The sequence below is a fragment of the Fimbriimonas ginsengisoli Gsoil 348 genome (assembly GCF_000724625.1).
In the GTDB taxonomy this organism is placed as follows: Bacteria; Armatimonadota; Fimbriimonadia; order Fimbriimonadales; family Fimbriimonadaceae; genus Fimbriimonas; species Fimbriimonas ginsengisoli.
The window spans coordinates 4,725,398-4,742,691 of sequence record NZ_CP007139.1 but is presented as its reverse complement, the minus strand read 5'-3'; the positions used below and the strand labels follow the sequence as shown (position 1 = coordinate 4,742,691).

At 60.3% G+C, this 17,294-nt stretch carries 16 protein-coding genes and 1 pseudogene; 8 read left to right on the top strand and 9 right to left on the bottom strand.

All coding sequences use genetic code 11. From position 1 onward, the window contains the following. Nucleotides 1-165: 165 nt before the first annotated feature. A complete protein-coding gene (locus OP10G_RS25290) occupies nucleotides 166-747 on the bottom strand; it encodes an HD domain-containing protein (RefSeq protein WP_025228410.1) in 582 nt (193 codons plus the stop codon). Between the two features lie 44 nt (nucleotides 748-791). Here OP10G_RS25290 and OP10G_RS21300 point away from each other — a divergent pair, with 44 nt between their 5' ends. Further along, a complete protein-coding gene (locus OP10G_RS21300) occupies nucleotides 792-1,700 on the top strand; it encodes a Ppx/GppA phosphatase family protein (RefSeq protein ID WP_025228411.1) in 909 nt (302 codons plus the stop codon). Further along, nucleotides 1,697-3,754 carry a polyphosphate kinase 1 gene (ppk1, locus tag OP10G_RS21295; RefSeq protein ID WP_025228412.1) on the top strand — a complete coding sequence of 686 codons (2,058 nt, stop codon included), beginning with the start codon at nucleotides 1,697-1,699 and terminating at the stop codon, nucleotides 3,752-3,754. Before OP10G_RS21300 ends, ppk1 begins: the two co-directional genes overlap by 4 nt. On the opposite strand, the gene OP10G_RS21290 is transcribed toward ppk1, so the two are convergent. From OP10G_RS21290 to OP10G_RS21280, 3 genes are all read right to left on the bottom strand, one after another. Continuing rightward, complete coding sequence (locus OP10G_RS21290; RefSeq protein ID WP_025228413.1) at nucleotides 3,751-4,590, bottom strand: hypothetical protein; 840 nt, start codon at nucleotides 4,588-4,590, stop codon at nucleotides 3,751-3,753. The two genes, ppk1 and OP10G_RS21290, sit on opposite strands and share 4 nt — an antisense overlap. 78 nt (nucleotides 4,591-4,668) lie before the next feature. Then, the gene (locus tag OP10G_RS21285; protein WP_025228414.1) at nucleotides 4,669-5,430 is read right to left on the bottom strand and encodes a GNAT family N-acetyltransferase; all 762 of its coding nucleotides are present in this window, start codon (nucleotides 5,428-5,430) and stop codon (nucleotides 4,669-4,671) included. 69 nt (nucleotides 5,431-5,499) lie between these two features. Next, complete coding sequence (locus tag OP10G_RS21280; RefSeq protein WP_025228415.1) at nucleotides 5,500-6,051, bottom strand: helix-turn-helix transcriptional regulator; 552 nt, start codon at nucleotides 6,049-6,051, stop codon at nucleotides 5,500-5,502. A gap of 53 nt (nucleotides 6,052-6,104) precedes the next feature. Between OP10G_RS21280 and OP10G_RS21275 the strand changes: the two genes are divergently transcribed. Next, nucleotides 6,105-7,676 (top strand): hypothetical protein, encoded by a 1,572-nt coding sequence (locus OP10G_RS21275; protein WP_025228416.1) that lies wholly within the window; start codon nucleotides 6,105-6,107, stop codon nucleotides 7,674-7,676. A 62-nt stretch (nucleotides 7,677-7,738) separates the two neighbouring features. Here the strand turns inward: OP10G_RS21275 and katG are convergent, their stop codons facing one another. Together katG and OP10G_RS21265 are read right to left on the bottom strand one after the other, a co-directional pair. Further along, a complete protein-coding gene (katG, locus tag OP10G_RS21270) occupies nucleotides 7,739-9,982 on the bottom strand; it encodes a catalase/peroxidase HPI (protein WP_025228417.1) in 2,244 nt (747 codons plus the stop codon). Between the two features lie 8 nt (nucleotides 9,983-9,990). Beyond that, nucleotides 9,991-10,413, bottom strand: a complete 423-nt coding sequence (locus OP10G_RS21265) for a Fur family transcriptional regulator (protein WP_025228418.1) — start codon at nucleotides 10,411-10,413, stop codon at nucleotides 9,991-9,993. 103 nt (nucleotides 10,414-10,516) lie between these two features. On the opposite strand from OP10G_RS21265, the gene OP10G_RS21260 reads away from it, so the two are divergent. The 3 genes and pseudogenes from OP10G_RS21260 to OP10G_RS28005 form a co-directional block, all read left to right on the top strand. Next, complete coding sequence (locus OP10G_RS21260; protein ID WP_025228419.1) at nucleotides 10,517-10,933, top strand: VOC family protein; 417 nt, start codon at nucleotides 10,517-10,519, stop codon at nucleotides 10,931-10,933. Beyond that, nucleotides 10,921-13,119, top strand: coding sequence for a glycoside hydrolase family 140 protein (locus OP10G_RS25285; protein WP_025228420.1), 2,199 nt, complete (start codon nucleotides 10,921-10,923; stop codon nucleotides 13,117-13,119). The genes OP10G_RS21260 and OP10G_RS25285 overlap by 13 nt, the downstream gene beginning before the upstream one ends. A 26-nt stretch (nucleotides 13,120-13,145) precedes the next feature. Continuing rightward, a pseudogene (locus OP10G_RS28005) lies at nucleotides 13,146-13,304 on the top strand (VOC family protein); the annotation flags it as partial. A gap of 97 nt (nucleotides 13,305-13,401) precedes the next feature. Here the strand turns inward: OP10G_RS28005 and OP10G_RS25280 are convergent. Further along, nucleotides 13,402-13,884 carry a hypothetical protein gene (locus OP10G_RS25280; RefSeq protein WP_025228421.1) on the bottom strand — a complete coding sequence of 161 codons (483 nt, stop codon included), beginning with the start codon at nucleotides 13,882-13,884 and terminating at the stop codon, nucleotides 13,402-13,404. A gap of 103 nt (nucleotides 13,885-13,987) precedes the next feature. Between OP10G_RS25280 and OP10G_RS21245 the strand changes: the two genes are divergently transcribed. After that, the gene (locus OP10G_RS21245; RefSeq protein WP_025228422.1) at nucleotides 13,988-14,233 is read left to right on the top strand and encodes a VOC family protein; all 246 of its coding nucleotides are present in this window, start codon (nucleotides 13,988-13,990) and stop codon (nucleotides 14,231-14,233) included. Nucleotides 14,234-14,238: 5 nt separating this feature from the next. On the opposite strand, the gene OP10G_RS21240 is transcribed toward OP10G_RS21245, so the two are convergent. Then, on the bottom strand, nucleotides 14,239-14,793 hold the full coding sequence (locus tag OP10G_RS21240; protein ID WP_144241297.1) for a hypothetical protein: 555 nt from the start codon (nucleotides 14,791-14,793) through the stop codon (nucleotides 14,239-14,241). 160 nt (nucleotides 14,794-14,953) lie between these two features. On the opposite strand from OP10G_RS21240, the gene OP10G_RS21235 reads away from it, so the two are divergent. Continuing rightward, nucleotides 14,954-15,427, top strand: a complete 474-nt coding sequence (locus OP10G_RS21235; protein WP_052547894.1) for a Type 1 glutamine amidotransferase-like domain-containing protein — start codon at nucleotides 14,954-14,956, stop codon at nucleotides 15,425-15,427. A gap of 300 nt (nucleotides 15,428-15,727) precedes the next feature. Here the strand turns inward: OP10G_RS21235 and OP10G_RS21230 are convergent, their stop codons facing one another. Continuing rightward, the gene (locus tag OP10G_RS21230) at nucleotides 15,728-16,876 is read right to left on the bottom strand and encodes a hypothetical protein (RefSeq protein WP_025228424.1); all 1,149 of its coding nucleotides are present in this window, start codon (nucleotides 16,874-16,876) and stop codon (nucleotides 15,728-15,730) included. Nucleotides 16,877-17,294: the final 418 nt, after the last annotated feature.

The following is a 17,294-nucleotide window of genomic DNA, read 5'->3' as shown; positions in this document are numbered from 1 at the left end:
ACCAAAGGGGACAAACCAAAAGACCCCGGAAGCTTCGTCTCCGGGGTCTTTCCTCCAAACCGGGGATCTCGATTCGGAGGCACGGCTGGTGTCGTTTCCCTAGTGAGAAACGACGTTCGGACGATACGGTGGACCGCTCTCCATACCGTTATCATACGTCGGGTTTTAGGACGATGCCAAGTGGGGATACGGCTCTGGGACTTCCGCCTCGGGCAGCTCGGCTCGGATCGCATCCCAAAGCGGCGGGTTCACCTCTCTCGGCACGATCTCAAGGATTCGAAACGTTTGCCATAGGTATCGGTCCCGCTTCTCCGGCGGTTTCGTCCGCTTCGCCTCCCGAACGTTCGAAAGCCGGTCGGCGAGCTTGATCTGCTGGGCGTCTCGAGACTGCCCACGAATCTCGTCCAGCAGCCGAAGCGCCCTCAACTTCCAAATCGCCTCCTTCGATAGCCCCTTCGTCTCCTGCGCCGACGGCTCGACGCGGGTCAATTCCTGAACCAAACTCCTAACCCGAGCTCCCGCGATCTCTTCGATCTGCTCGGGAGTGGCGTCCGTTTCTTCCAAAACGTCGTGGAGTATTGCCGCGCAAAGGAGCTCCTCGTGGAGCACTTTCCCCACCGTTCGCAAGAGAATGAGGACCTCCATCGGATGCGTGATGTAGGGAAGTGGGCTGTCCCCTTCCCGATCTTGGCCCGCATGCCACTTCGTGGCCGCCCGAATCGCCCGGTCCAAACGTGGATAGTTCATTGATCGCCCCTTCGAGTGTTACCCATGGCTTCATAATGACCCCCATGACCCGAACCTTCGCCGCGGCCGACATCGGGAGCAATACGGCGCATCTCCTGGTGGCTCAGACGGACGGTGAGCTCGTCATGAGGGTGGACAACTTCAACGAGTGGATCCCGCTTGGTGAAGTCGTCGCCCGTCAGCGAAAGATTCCCAAGGAGCTCGTCGCTCAGCTTATTGCCGCGGTTAGGGAGTTCAGGCGCGTTGCCGCCGCCCGGCAGGCCGAGTCGCTGTACCTGTTTGCCACCGAAGGGATGCGAGCGGCGGAAAACCACGATGCGGTCATCAATAAAATCACCGCGGAAACCGGGGTCAAAATCGACCTTATCTCTCCGCACCGAGAGGCCGAGCTAAGCCTTAGGGGAACGCTCCTGGACACTCGCCACTACGGGGTAGACCTTATGTTCGAGGTCGGTGGCGGCTCCGCCCAGATCGGACGGGTCATCCGGAATACTCTTCTGGAAACGGAATCGCTGGCGCTTGGGACCGGCCGGATCATCGCCGAGTCGGGACTGCGCAACCCATGTCCCGACTACGCCCTGCATGCGGCGGAGAACTACATCGAAGCCGCGTTGGATCACGGCTCGCTCGGGGGAGCGGCTCGCCGAGCGGTGGCCAGCGGCGGCGTCGCCCGCGGCCTCTGGCGAGCTCTCCACCCAGACAACGAAAAGGTCCTCCTTTTGGAGGAGATCGAATACGTCGTATGGGCAACCTGCAGACTGCCGGTCGACCGCATCGCCGTGCGATTTGGCGTAAAGTCAAAGCGGGCGGGGACGCTCTTGCCCGGGGCCTTGGTATACCGGGCGCTGATGAAGCGATTCGGCGTGCGCGAAGTCGTAGTGAGCGAATTCGGGATCCGCGAGGGAGCGATTTTGGAGATGGCGGAAGGGAAGATCGAGGCATACCCGCTGTGAGACCTACGGAGGAAAAATCCACCCGGTACCTGAACCGGGAGCTGAGTTGGCTGGAGTTCAATCGCCGGGTCTTGGAAGAGGCGGTCAACCCGGCGAACCCGCTGCTAGAGCGGGTCCGGTTCCTGGCGATCTTCGAATCGAATCTGGACGAGTTCTACATGGTCCGCGTCAGCGGCCTCATCGAACAATTCGAGAGCGGGGTCCTGGAGGTCTCGCCCGACGGGTTGACGCCCACGGAGCAGCTCCTTGCGATCAGCCGGGGTGCCGGTCCGCTCCGGCGGCGCGCGGCCAACGTCTATTTGGAGCAACTCCAGCCACAGTTCGACCGGCACGGCATCGCGATCCGCACGTATGCGGAGCTAACGGACAAGCAGCGCGAGGAGCTTCACGAGTACTTCCACCGCGAGGTGTTTCCGCTCTGCACGCCGCTCATTCTTCACCCCGCGCCGAGCGTGCCATTCATCTCCAACCGCTCGCTCAACCTCGCGGTGGAGGTTTCCGATGGCGCAAGCGATGTTCGGCTTGCTCGCGTGAAGGTGCCGGACGGCACGCCGCGCCTCGTCCGGCTCAGTAAGCGTAAATTCGAGTTCGTTCTGCTCGAAGAGATCATCGCAAACAATCTCCAATCGCTTTTCCCCGGCGTCGAGATCCTGGGCGCCCATCTCTTCCGGGTCATCCGCGACGCGGACGTCGAAATCCGCCAACTCGAGGCGGCCGACCTCATCGCCGTCATCGAAGAAACCCTCCGCTTGCGCCGCTTCGGGGACCCGGTCTTGCTGCAGCACCAGCCGACGTTGCCCGACCACGTCCGCAAGACGCTTATGACGCTGCTGCGCCTGGACGACGAGGACGTCTTCAGCGTGGACGGTCCACTGGGATTGGAGTCGTTCCACGAGCTGACCAAGATCGATAAGCCGTCCCTGAGATTTCCGCCCCACCTGCCGTACGTTGCCGAGCCGCTCGCCAACTTCAAGACCCTGTTCGAGACGATCGCCGCCACCGACGTCCTCGTTCACCATCCGTACGACGCGTTTCGACCGGTGGAAGAGTTCGTGGCCTCCGCCGACAAAGACTCGGCCGTAGTCGGCGTGAAACAAACGTTGTATCGAGTCGGTTCGGAGTCGCCGATCGTCGAATCGCTGCTCGATGCCGCCGAAGAAGGGAAGCAGGTTGCAGCGATGGTCGAGCTGAAGGCCCGGTTCGACGAGAGCAATAATCTAGTCTGGGCGCGGGCGCTGGAGCGAGCCGGGGTGCACGTCACCTACGGTTTCCAGGAGATGAAGACCCACTGTAAGCTGTGTCTCGTCGTTCGGCGAGAGAAAGATGGGATGCGGCAGTACGCCCATATCGGCACCGGCAACTACAACCCAAGCACGGCGCGCCTTTACACCGACCTTGGTCTGTTCACATGCGACCCCGCGCTTACCCAAGACATCAGCGAGCTATTCAACTACCTCACCGGCTTCAGTAAGCAGACGCACTATCGCAAGCTGTTAGTGGCCCCCCTGAACCTCCGCGAAGGGATCCTCGACCGGATTCGTCGGGAGGCGAAGCTAAAGAGGGAAGGTCGAATATTCCTAAAGCTGAACGCGCTAGTGGATCCGGAGGTGATCGAAGCGCTTTACGATGCGAGCGCAGCCGGGGTTAAGATCGATCTGATCGTCCGGGGCACCTGTTGCATTCGTCCCGGCGTTGTGGGCATGAGCGAAACCGTGCGCGTAGTGAGCATCGTCGGCCGCTTCCTAGAGCACAGCCGCGTCTACTATTTCGAAAACGGCGGTAAGCCGGACGTCCTCATCGGCAGCGCGGACTGTATGCGACGGAATCTCGATCGACGGATCGAAGTATTGGCGCCGGTGGAAAGCCGCCCCCTCATCGACCTGATCCGCGAGCGAATTCTCACCCCCTGCCTCCAAGACAATGTCCGCGCTTGGGAGCTGGATTCATCGGGTCATTACCACCGGATCGTTCCGAAGAAACGTGAGCCGCGGTTCGATTCCCAGGCCTGGTTCATGGAGCACCCGGCGACCAAAGAGCAGTTCGGGCGAGTTTAGTTGTCGGCGCGCAATTGATCCTCGATCGAGTTCGGCCGATCGTCGATCGTCAGTTCGCGGCGCGCGAGCTGCTCAAGCCGAAGCTCGGATAGAACATCGGCGACGCTGGTACGCGGTTGCCGCTCGAGGATCGATTCGCCGGTCGCGGCCAGCGATTCCAGACCGGCGGCAACTTGGCCGAGGGCTTGGATTTCCGCTTCGATTCTCCCACGTCCCGCCTGGACTCCTTCGGGGTATCTGCTGAGGGTGGCGGCTTGGTGAAAGATCTCGGCCATCGCCTCGTCGGCGGCGAGGGTGACCCGGGCGGACATCTTGGCGATCGCGGGGACTTCCCGCTGCCCGCCCACCACCGCGGAGATGCGGTTGAAAGCTTCGGCGGCCCGCTCGAGGAATCCGATTACCTCTTGATTCGGAAGGGGAATCTGCGAGGTTAGGCCGGCGACCCACATCCGTCTTCTCATCCGGCGCATCCGTAAGTAGTTAAACCCGCCTAGCGGGGTTGGCCAACCCGCGACTTGTTGGTACAGCACCAACAACAGCGACCTCGCATCTCGCGACATTTCAACGCGAACCGGGGTGTCCGGCACGATGCGTCGGCGAATCGCCAGTGCGATGGTCAGATTGATGCCGCCCGCAAAAAGCGGTCCGATCGCGGCGGGCAAGAGATCTTTCGAAGCTCCGAAGAGTGGGGCGACCAAGAAGGCGCCGGCGACCGCAAGCATCAGCCCTCCCACGCCCGCTTGGATCGTTAGGCCAGCCCGGTTGAGCGAGTGGCCGAGGATTTGGGCGCCTCGGGATTTGAGGTACCGCTCCAACGAATCGCGGTCGTCGTTCATGACGACAGCATACGATCCAAGTACCGAAACCGCTGCATACAAAGGTGCAACGGAGCGCGGGGGTCTCGCCCGTTCCGGTTAGACCCTTCTCATGCTGACGGTTTTCTCCGAAAAACCGAGCCGTTCGTAGAAGCCGTGCTTGTACGTGAAGAGAAACACCCACGCTCCGGGCCATTCGTCGCGGATGATGGCGAGCGCTTCCTGCATGAGCCGCTGACCAATCCGGCGGCCCTGCCATTGAGGGAGAACCGCCACATCCCAGATGCTGAACCAGCCGGGTGCGTCGTACACGATTCGCACCATGCCAATGACATCGCCGTCGGGTGAACAGGCGACGACCCCTTGCCAACTTCGCTCGACTACACTTTCCGGCGTTTCCTTTCGATCGAACACCGCCCGCGCCAGCTCGGCGAACTCGGCCTCGGTTGGAAGACGTCTCTCGACGGTCACCCCCTCGGGGAATTCTATCGAAGGCTTAACTTCAGCAGGAATGGGACCGCTGACGCGGAGGTGATATCCGTGCAAGTCCTCGACAATGTATTCGCGGATTCCCCACGGTTTGTCCTCCAGAGGTGATGCGATCTTCGCCCCGCGCTCGAGGTGAAGGGAGTAGATCTCATCGACCGGGTCGGCGTTGATGGCCAACTGGTGTCCGGCAACTTTGCCCGCCAGCTCCGGCTGGAGGTTGAACATGATCGTTACCGGTCCCCAGATGACCGCCCCAAAAACGGGCGGCTCTCCCCACGTCCACGACGACTCGAATCCAAGAACCTCTTGATAGAACTTGAGGGTGGCCAGGATGTCGGCGGAGGCAAGGATCGGCGTGGCGGCGGTGACCATGGTGAATAGAGTGATTGTGGGAGCGCGAGTTTTATTATCGTTCCTTGGAGGTTTCCCGGCACGGACGTTTCAATGTCCGGCCGAACCGAGGTTCTGATTATCGACCGTCAGGCTTTGTCGCACTTCGTCGATCCATTGAAGGCGGGCGTCCGTCTCCAGCAAAGCGCCTCGCATCGCCAATTGGGAGTATCGGTCTCCGCTCCGGACATAGTTCTCGAAAGTCGCCTCCGCTTCCTGCCTCAATCGCCGCAGTCCTTCCTCAGCGGCCGTTAGGAAGTCGGCTATTTCGACGGGCGACAGGAGTCGTAGAAAGTACATCCTTGCCCGTAGCAAGTCGACGCTCGTGCTGAAATCCGCTTCGGCAAAGGGTGGCGTTACCCAGTTACGTAATACGGTGAGCCCGGTCTCGGTCAAGGAAAAGAGCCGTCCTTCCATTTGGACAAGCCCAGCGTCCGTCAGCCTCTTGAGAAGCGGGTAGATGGCGCCCGCTCCGCTGCGATACGCATGAGTCGAGGATCCTGAAAACTCGACCAAAACTGCGTGAGCGATGCAGGGCCCCTTTTTGTGGAGCACTCCCAACACGATCAATTCCAGCGTGGAAGGAGCCCGATTTCCGATCATTTCTCAGTATGCCGGAACTTACGAATCGTAAATGCGCGTTTTACGATTCGTAAATGCTTGCTTACCTGTCCGCTGCCGTCGCCCTCTCGTCGACCGACAATATTCTCGTCGATCCGCTTCTGATCGCTCAAGTCGACGAAGTCTGGCGCGTGATCGGAAACGACAAGAACCCGGTCTTTCCCGGTTGGAACGCCCGAAAAACGCCTGTTCTGATCTACTTCCCAGGGCGGCAGGACCTGCTCATCAATCATCCTCATCCGCCGGAAGGATTCCATCGTTATCGAGGTCCGATCCGCTCGGCGATCGGTCCGATCTACATCAAGAACGGCAAGACTCTCTTGAATTCCGACGGGCAGAATACGTCGATGAAGGTGGGCGACGTCGAAACCTTGGTCGTCGCGGACACTCTGTCCACTCGGCGGCAGTGGGTGGAGTCGATCGCCTCGGAAGTTGCGGCGAAGCCGGATGAGGCCGATAAGACCATCGAATCCAGCTTGTTCCCCAACCCCTACTCTCAAACGCTCATGTTCGCCCACGAAGCGTTTCACGTCTTCCAGTTCCGGGCCGCGCCGGACAAACACCCTTCGGAGTTGGCGCTGGGCGGCTATCCGTCGCTAAGCGTTGAGAACAATGTCGGGGAAGCGCTGGAAGCCGATGCATTGGCCGACGCCATTTCTCGACCGGCCGATCCGGTTAAGGATCGCCGGGCAGCTTTGGACTGGCTGTCGATCCGTGAGCATCGGCGAAAGGCTCTGACCCCCGCGCAGGTGCAATACGAAGACTCGGCGGAGTTCGTGGAGGGATTGGCCAAGTACGTCGAACTCCGAACGCTTCAAGCCTTGAAAGGACGTGCTCCGAGCCATGACATGTGGCTGCTCCAGGGGTTTACCGGCTACGACAATCTCGATCCGATCCGCGCCGGAATGATCAAATCGATGCGGGGGTTTATGAACGGCCATAACATTGTGAACGGCGACCCGTACGGTTCGGCGGGGATCCGCTTTCGCCAGTACTTCTCCGGAATGGGAATCGCCGCCATGCTGGACAGGATCGCCCCAGGATGGCAACCTCAGATCCTTCATCGTGACGTCACCCTCTCCAGCTTGGTGCGCGACGCATTAAAGGCAACCCCGGCGGAGTTGGAAGAGGCTTGGAGCCGGATTGCCCGCGAACCCAAAGTGGCCGAGCTCACCGCCCAGAAGCAGGATCTGGCCGATAAGGGGCAGGCCCACATCGCGTCGTCGTTGGCTCAGTTCGACGAATCTCCGGGTGAGCTGGTGATCGACTACTCGGCGATGGGCACCGAGCCAAAACTTGGTTTCACCCCATTCGGAGTCTTAAGGGTGGACGATCACCGATACATCTTGCGCTTAGTACCGATCTCGGGGGGCGTTGGCGCCTTTCAATTCCAAGAAACCCTGGTTCGACCCGTTCTACACGATACGGTGGCAAGAACCCTCCGTATCCAGCTTCCGGCAATTCCGGACTCCGTGAAGGACCAGGAGCTGCGAGACCAAGACTGGAGCGTTCCAGGGTTGACCTGCCACCACGTAACAGGAACCCTTCGCCGAGAAGGTAGACGGGTCACGCTAATCCTTGCCACTCCCCACCCATTCTCGTATTGAAGATTTCCGGCGACTCTCGTAACCGATAATTCCTCGGTTACGAGAGTCGCTTTCCGGCTCATTTAGGCGTGAAGGTCGAAGCGGTCGAGGTTGGTGACCTTGGCCCAGGCGGAGACGAAGTCCTGGACGAACTTCTCCTTCGCATCGGCGGCGGCGTAGACCTCGGCCAGACTTCGGAGCACCGAATTCGACCCGAAAACCAGGTCGACCCGAGTGGCGGTCCACTTGAGGTCGCCGGTCGTGCGGTCCCGACCCTCGAAGCCGTCGGAAGCCGGCTGCCACTGCGTGCTCATGTCCAACAGATTCACGAAGAAGTCGTTGGTCAGCGCGCCTGCACGGTTTGTGAGGACTCCTCGGCTGGAACCGTCGGCGTTGATATTGATTGCCCGGAGACCGCCGATAAGCACGGTGAGCTCGGGCGCGGTCAGAGTCAACAGTTGAGCCTTGTCGATGAGAAGCGCCTCGGCTGGAACCGTGTAAAAGGCCTTCTGGTAGTTGCGGAAGCCGTCGGCGATCGGCTCGAGGACGGCGAAGGACTCGGCGTCGGTCTGCTCCGGCGAGGCATCGGTGCGGCCCGGGGTGAACGGCACGACTACCTCGAAGCCCGCGGCCCTTGCCGCTTGCTCGACGCCGGCGTTCCCGGCCAGCACGATCAGGTCGGCGAGCGAGACCTTCTTATCGCTGGAGGCTTGGATCCCCTCCAGAACGGACAGCACCATCTTCAACTTGGCCGGCTGATTGACCTCCCAGTCGATCTGCGGAGTCAGGCGGATGCGAGCGCCGTTGACGCCGCCGCGCTTATCGGAGCCACGGAAGGTGGAAGCTGCTGCCCAGGCGACGCCGACCAGTTCGGAGGGCGAGAGTCCGGAGGCGAGGATTTTGGCTTTGAGGGCCGCGGCGTCGGCGGCGTCGATCAGCGGGTGATCGACGGCGGGCACCGGATCTTGCCAGATGAGCTCTTCTTGCGGCACTTCCGGTCCCAAGTACCGCGATCGCGGTCCCATGTCGCGATGGGTCAGCTTGAACCAGGCCCGGGCGAACGCGTCGGCAAAGGCTTGGGGATTCTCGAGGAAGTGGCGAGAGATTTTGCCGTAGGCCGGGTCGAAGCGGAGGGCAAGATCGGTGGTGAGCATCGTGGGCAGACGCTTCTTCAACGGGTCGTGGGCATCCGGAATGAACGCCTCGGCGTTCTTCGCGACCCACTGTTGCGCGCCGGCGGGGCTCTTGGTCAGCTCCCATTCGAATCCGAAGAGGTTCTCGAAGAAGTTATTGCTCCACTGAGCCGGGGTGGCGGTCCAGGTGACTTCCAAGCCGCTGGTGATAGTGTCGCCGCCCTTTCCGCACCCGTATTTGTTGGCCCAGCCCAGACCTTGGGCTTCCAGGTCGGCCAACTCGGGATCGGCGCCGACATTGTCCGACGGGGCGGCGCCGTGGGTCTTGCCGAACGAGTGGCCGCCGGCGATCAGGGCGACCGTCTCCTCGTCGTTCATCGCCATGCGGCCGAAAGTGTCGCGGATATCCCTCGCCGCGGCGAGCGGATCCGGGTTGCCGTCCGGACCCTCGGGGTTGACGTAGATCAGGCCCATCTGAACCGCGGCGAGAGGATTCTCGAGAATTCGGCTGTGAATATCGCCGTCCGCGTCGTCGTCGGTTACGAGCACGGATTCTTCGCCCGGCTTTACGACCCCTTCGTCTCCGTGGGCGTACCGCACGTCGCCTCCGAGCCACGTCGTCTCACGGCCCCAATAGACATCCTGGTCCGGTTCCCAGACGTCCTCTCGGCCCCCGGCGAAGCCGAAGGTTTGGAAGCCCATCGTCTCAAGCGCGACGTTGCCGGTAAGGATTAGCAAGTCGGCCCAAGAGATCTTCTGACCGTACTTCTGCTTGATCGGCCACAGCAGACGACGAGCCTTGTCGAGATTCACGTTGTCGGGCCAGCTATTGAGCGGGGCAAAGCGCTGCTGTCCGCGGCCTCCTCCTCCGCGGCCGTCGCCGATGCGGTAGGTGCCGGCGCTGTGCCAAGTCATGCGGATGAAAAGCGGTCCGTAATGCCCGAAATCGGCCGGCCACCACTCCTGCGAGTCGGTCATGAGCTGGCGGAGGTCGTTCTTGAGCGCCTCGTAGTCGAGCTTTTTGAATTCCTCGCGGTAGTTGAAAGTTCGTCCGAGCGGATCGGTTTTGGACGAGTGCTGGCTGAGCAGGTCGACGCGCAACTGGTTCGGCCACCAGTCGCGGTTCTGAGGGCCACTACCGGCGACGGGCGCATTGAGCGCTCTAGAAAACGGGCATTTGGGTTCGCTTGACATATTTTCTCTCAATGTATTTGCTGGCAGGCGGGGCAGAGGCCCCAGTAAACAACCTCGGCTTCGTCGATAACGAAGCCGTGGTCTTCGGAAGGTTGAAGGCAGGGTGCGGCGCCGAGGGCGCAGTCGATATCGACGGTCGCGTGGCACCGTCGACAAATGAGGTGGTGGTGGTTGTCACCGACGCGAGTCTCGTACAGAGCCGGGCGGCCCGCAGGCTCGATCCGGCGGAGGATCCCGGCCGCGACGAGCGCGTTGAGATTGTCGTACACGGCTTGTCGCGACAGTGATCCGAGTCGCTGCCGCGCAGCGGCGACAATGAACTCGGCGTCCCGATGCTTGCCCTCGAGCTCAACCACCTCGAGCACCGCGAGCCGAGGCGCGGTTAGGCGCAGATTCGACTTTCGCAGTAGTTCTTTAACGTCAGGGTGCACGTGCCGCCTATTCTACGCTATTTGGACAGAGTCCAGATAAGTAGTTTGAGATGTTACGTGCGACGATCAATGGGAGGAGAGAGCAGAAGGGTAGATTTAGCCGATGCGACCTCAACCTATGCTGGCGGTTAACGATGTGGAGGCAAGCAGTCGCTGGTATCAACGCCTTTTCGGATGTACCAGTGGCCACGGGGGAACTCATTATGAGAGACTGATCTTCAACGGAAACCTGGTGCTTCAACTTCACGGCATCGACGTGGAGGACCATCACGGCCTAATCGCGGACAAGACTCAACCGCTAGGAAATGGGCCGCTGATTTGGTTCGAAGTAGACGATTTCGACGCACTGGTGGAGCGAGCCCACGAGATGGGGGTGGAAATATTGTTGGACAAGCACTGTAACCCACCCGACCGAAATGGCGGCCCCAACCACTGGGAGATCTGGATGAAAGACCCCGAGGGGTACAAGGTGGTGGCGGTCAGTCCGGACGGGACCGCCGATGGTGAATGGAAACCATAAGTTTTCGACTCCCTAACCTCGGCCGGATTTTGGCGGCGGGGTTATTTTCGCTAGCTGCGTTTGCGAGCGCGTCGCCGGGTCAGGTTCTCCGGACGCAGGCGAACGTGGCGGTCGAGGTCGCGTTCACGTCGCAACGTCATCACGTGAATTCGTTTGTCGAAGTCGTACTCGATGTGGAGTTTACGGACTCGACGGGGAAGACCAAGAAGGTGCCGGCTTTCTGGGCCGGGGGAGAGATCTGGAAGGTCCGATTTGCCTCCCCGACCCTCGGTAAGCAAAGTTACCGATCGATCTGCTCCGACCATGCCGATAAAGGGTTGGATGGCGTAACCGGCACGGTCGAAATCGAGCCGTACCAAGGCGCGAATCCGCTCTACAAACACGGCCAGCTTCGAATCGCGGCCGATCACCGGCATTTCGAACATGTGGATGGAACGTCGTTCTTCTGGTTGGCGGACACGTGGTGGAAGGCGCTCAGCAAGCGGCTGACGTGGGAAGGGTTCCAAGAACTCACCGCGGATCGGGTGGGGAAGGGGTTCTCGGCCGTTCAGATCGTTTGCGGGCCGTACCCCGACGAACTGCCGTTTCAGCCCCTTTGGGAGAACGAAGGCGGGTTGCCGTATAAGACGAAGGAGTTCAGCGCGGTCAATCCGAGCTACTTCGACTACGCCGACCGAAGGTTCGCCCACCTCGTCGATTCGGGCATCGTTCCCGTGATCGTGGGCGGATGGGGGCGGGGCGACTGCGATGCGATGCGCATGGTGGGGATCGAAGGAATAAAGCGCCACTGGCGGTATCTCATCGCCCGATACTGGGCTTACCCGACGGTCTGGATCACGGGCGGGGAGGCGCAAGGGCCTGAATGGACGAAAGTCGCCCTGATGATTCGCGCGACCGATCCGTGCGATCGGCCGATCTCCATCCACCCGCAGCAATCCGGCCGCCTCTCGGTGACGGACGAAGGGGCGGTGAATTTCGACATGCTCCAAACCGGCCACGGCGACATGGCCGCGGGGATGGCCGCCATCCCGCAGTTAAAGGCGGCGGTTGCGCGCCAGCCCGCGATGCCCGCGCTCATCGGGGAGTTCTGCTACGAAGGGCACATGCAGTCGGCATACCAAGATGTCGAGCGGTACGTGTTTTGGGCAAGCATGCTGAGCGGAGCCGCCGGGCTCACTTACGGCGCGGCGGGGGTGTGGCACGCGAGCGTGGATGGAGACCCTGGCGTCCAGAGCGCCCCGGGTGTAAACCGGGTGTACGACCTTACGACGTGGAAGGAGGGAATGGCTTACCCGGGCTCGACGCAGATAGGGTTGGGCAAACGTCTTCTCGAAACGCTGCCCTGGTCTCGCTTCGAACCCCATCCGGAATGGGCGGAGGCGGATTCGTTCGCGGCCGGTGTGCCGGGCGAAGCGCGGGTCGTCTATCAGCCGCGGCGGGGAGTCTACAACTGGACCGGCACGATCGTAAAGGGACTCGAGGCGGATGTGCCGTACCACGCGTTCTACTTCGACCCGGTTCGCGGGAAGCAGTTCGATGCGGGCGATTTTATGCGTGTCGACCCCGAACATACCCCCGTCTTCCGGCACTCCTCGGCCGTCCTGGCCGACGATCCTCTCGACGGCTGGCAAGATGCCGGCACCGCCACCCGTCGCGTCGACGGAAAGCTTATTGGCCAGAAGGGGATGCTGACGATTTTGCCCAAGATCGACGTAGCCGACGCGACTGCCAGCGTCGAGGCTCGAAGCGATGCCGAAGCGGGGCTTATGCTTCGCTATCACGACAAGGACAACTACGTGGTCGCGCTGTACTCGCCCCTGCTGCATGCGATCTATATCCATGACCGGCGAAGTGGCGATTACGGAGAAATGCTCGGGAAGGTGGAGGTGCGAGACCTGGGTCCGAGGATCACTCTCACGGCAACGGTGTGCGGCGACAACGCCATCATGGAGCTACGAGACGGCGTCCGAAAGGTAGCCACCCAGAGCGTGCGGATCGCAAACCGTTCGAAAGGCTCGGCCGGACTCTGGATGTATCAGGTTGGCGACCATCAGGAGTACTCCAACTACCGCCTCTCGGACGCAACGGGAAAGCTGACCCGCCCGGTAATCGTCTTTAGCGAGTTCCGAGCCCCCGGCCTCCCCTCGCCGCAAGACTGGGTGCTGGTCCTTCGGAGAATACGTTGACGCCTTGAAGAGTGCCTGCGCGTTATCTCTCGGCTACTATTTGTGTCGATTCGATTAAGGCGCTCTTTCTGCAGTACCAAGCCAACGGAGTGGAGTTCCACCAAACTCTCCGCACCGAACCTTGGGGATCTCGTACCTTCATCGTCACGGACCCAGACGGCAACTTGATTCTTTTCGCTCAGTGAACGGTTCCTCACGGGGGCGACTGTTCGTCGCCCCCGTAAAATGGGAACGCAATCGGTTTTGGCGGAGCGATAGTGGCCGGCCTAGGGCAGCCCGCGGTCAGAGGTTGCGAACCCACCATTCGGAGGCAACGGTAAAGCCGGAAGATGAGAGGGCGAGTCGCTTGTCTTCGAGGAGGTTGGGGCAGATAACGACGGCCTGCACGGCGCCCCGCGCGGTTGCCAAGAGGATCATCTCTGATAGAACCTGCTGGCCCAGCGTGTCCCAACTCTCGTTTTCGGCAATGGCGAAATCGTCGATTAGGAAGGTGAGTCCACCTGGAGCGTAGACCGGCGGGGCCGGGACTAGGCTTCCGATCGCAAATGCCGCCACCCGATCAGATTTCATTGCCACGACAGCGGCGACGTTTCCCTGCTGGAGCAAGTGGCCGAAATAGTCGATCTGGATGCGGTCTCCGTCCTCCGACATCCGCCACATGGTTGGCTGGAACGTACTAAGTTGGAGCCGGTATTCATGCGAAAGCTGCACCATCTGCGGCAAGTCCGCCACCTCCGCCGCGCGGAACACCGTCCGATCGTTCATCGGCTCGAAGTTTACTTGCGCAAACTGCCCCGATCGTTGCGGGACACAAAGGCCGCAACCTCCAGGATTCCAACGTCACCGACGTTCCAGATCCTCGCGGCCCGTGATCGCGGATCAGACTCAGCCACTCTGCATTGGGCCGCCGATCTGGTTTGAGGTCGACGATTTCGACGCGTTGGTGGAGCGAGCGCATGAGATGGGGGTGGAAATTCTGCTCGACAAGCACTGTAATCCTCCCGATCGGAATGGCGGGCCCAACCACTGGGAGATTTGGATGAAAGACCCGGAGGGGTACAAGGTGGTGGCGGTAAGTCCGGATGGAACCGCCGACGGCGACTGGAAACCGTAGGGGCCTTACACAGGCTCTATCGATCTTCCGGCTTCGAGAATTGCCAGATAGCATGTCAGGTTCATCGATATGTTGTTGAAGACGCGAACGAGAAGAGGGGCAAGCGCATCAAACGGCGATTTGTCGTTGAGACGCCCTTCGTGGCAGCCGTTCAAGTGATCGACAATCGTTCGCCGCTCGGCAGTAGTCAGTTGGTCAAGCGGGTCACGACTCGCGAAGGAATAAAGCGACGCGAAATGGATGAACACCCGGGCAAAGGTGTAAACGATTTTTGCCCATCCGTGAAGGGTCCCCGCAACCGCGAGCATTTCTTGGTCTGTGATCGGTTGCCCGCTCGGGTCGCAGAAGCCTCTTCCGTCTAAAACGTTCCGCGCGGTTGCCTCCCTTTCGCCCATATCGAGCCGCAGGAGGTACATAACCTTGACCAGAGATTCCATTTCTTCCCGAAGGATGGCGATTTGTGGACCGGGGAGCCCATCGAGCCTTTCCATCGCTTGTTGATTCTCTCGCGACCGAGCACGAACTAGACCGCAGAGATCGGGAAGTGCGGAGGTGGACATTCCCGGATCATACGCCGCCGTTTCTCTGTTCTGCCAGGAGTGCGACAGAATCCCAGAGGCTGTTGGCCCGGACCATCCTCGCCCGTAACTAGCGTGGCTTGCCGCCGCGCTCAAACGCCTCGTAGAACTTCAAAAATCTACTCCGCTGATCGACTGCGATTTGCACCCCAGCCTCAACAACGAGCGCTGGGTGGGCTGGATTGAGGCCTCGGATGCCCTCCTTGTGAATGGCGGCGACGCCCTTTACCTGGCCCACTGGATGGGAGAATCCGGTCTTGCGGACCTCCTGCCGAACTTGGACGATAAGCTTTGGGTTGGCTTAAGCGCCGGAAGCATGGTGATGACGCCCCGCATCGGATCGGACTTTGTAGGCTGGAATCCTCCCGGAGGAGGCGATCGAGCCTTAGGAGTCGTAGACTTCTCGATCTTTCCCCACTCGGGCGCCGATGGCTGCCCGTGGAACACGATGGAGAACGCAGAGAAGTGGGCAGCGGAAATCGGTAACAAAGCCTACGTTTCCGATATTCACACCGCATTCAAGGTTGTGAACGGAACCGTCGAGGTTGTTTCTGAGGGAACCTGGAAACTGCTAAGTAGCTACCGCAACAATCGTCTTTTCTGGCCTCCGAGGTGATTGACGTTTGAATCCCGTCCCGTCATGTACTGGACTCTAGGCTCAAGACGGCATGTACACCGCACGGAGCAGGTTTGGAACTCTGCTCCTTGGGTAGACGCAATTGAATGGGACCGAATTCGACAAGCAGCTTGCTCGGGCCATCCTCTCATCGAAGAGCCTGATGTGACGATCCCGAAGTCGAATGCTCGCAAATCTCGCTATTGCGGTTCCATATGTCATTCCTTTGCCGAATTAATCGTTCGAGTGGACCCCAGTAGCCGAATGTGGCAACTTGAGCGTCACCTACGAGCCTCCCGACTATCTCTTCGTGATTGGCTTTGGCCACGGGCTGTAACTGGCTTGGTGGCGAGGGTCGAAGGCCTTCACTAAGGTGGCGATTCGCCTGCCTTTCCCGTCGTACGCTACGACACGCGGCATTGGTCGTGGGCCTGGCAAACCATTGAACCGAGTCAACTCTACGTCCTCGCGCCGAGCTTGCATCGCGCGTGAGATAAGGATGCTTCCTCCCACAAGGCCAAGCGGCGTGTGAACGTAGTTGGGTTTTGAGAACGGCCTAGAACGCAAGGTTGTCAAGTCAAAGACGGTCACGTTACCGTCGTAGTCGCTAATTAAGACGAGGCCATCGTCGGGGTCGCCAGTGACGTTCCATCCGGGGAATAGAGCAGTCGATCTCCCGGACACCATATCTAAGCGAAAGACGACCGGAGTTGGACCTTCGGTAGGAGCGGACTTCGGCGCGGAAAGGTTCTGCAGCCTGGCCGCCCTATTGCTATCAAGCCCCGCTACGTAGAAAACGTAGCGGCCATCGCCGGAGATCGCCATGGTGCTCTCGAATGCCCTTACCTTGAACCTCCGAGTGGCTCCTGTCGTGAGGTCAACCCGTTCGAGATCGCAAACAGGCATGTATGCCTCGGGAGCGTGAAGCTGCTCGTTGCCCACTCCGTCGGCGATCACGGCCACGTCAGACGCACCGGCGACCACCATATTGTCGCTAATCGCATGGTCCCACAGGGCATCGCCCGGGCGTTCAAATAGTCGTCGGACCACCCCCGAACCCATGTCGAGCGTGTTCAGCCGATGAAGTTTCGCGGACATATCGTTCTCGGTGAAAATGGCGAGTCGGTTTCTGTTCGGGCCAGCAACTCCCCAGATACGCCAATCGCCGGTCGGCTGGTACCAAGTCTTGGTGTCGCCGGAGGCGACGTCCGTCATCTCGACGCCATTCGGAGCCGGGATGGCAACCGTGCCACCGATGCCCATCTGGGTGGCCGTAACATCCTTCTCATGAACGTCGTGTGCGTAATCGTGAGTGGTCACCACACGCCCCAGGCCAAGCATGCCGGCCATCATGAATATCACTGGCAAGACGAACATAAACACTCCCACCGCAACGAGGAAATAACTCCAGCGCGGCTTCCTACGTGGAACGTCGGGAGGGGGGTACATATGAGCCCATTCTAGCGGCGTTTGTTGCGTGCGACAGCATATGGGCGCAGATATCGTCACGCCGGAGCATCTGAAGCTCGAAGTAGGACATGCCCTAGACCCCTTCTAACGGGTTTTGCCCGTTTAATGCTTCGCGGTTGACGCGAGTGTCTTAAGCCAGCACATTACGACATTTCAGGTAACACATGAATTGGTACACCGCACGGGATTCGAACTTTTTGCCATGGGCTCAGACGCCTGCCGAACGATAATCGATTCCTTGAAGTGCGGATCGGCGTTCAACCCTGAACTTCGAAGTAGACCGAAGCGGCTCCTCAACCCGGCCCGGATGCCAATCGTTGGCACCACGCTCCATGAAGCATTTGAGGCTTTCGCTGGCGACCCACCTCGAATCCTGATGGTAGCGGCGCCTACCGCG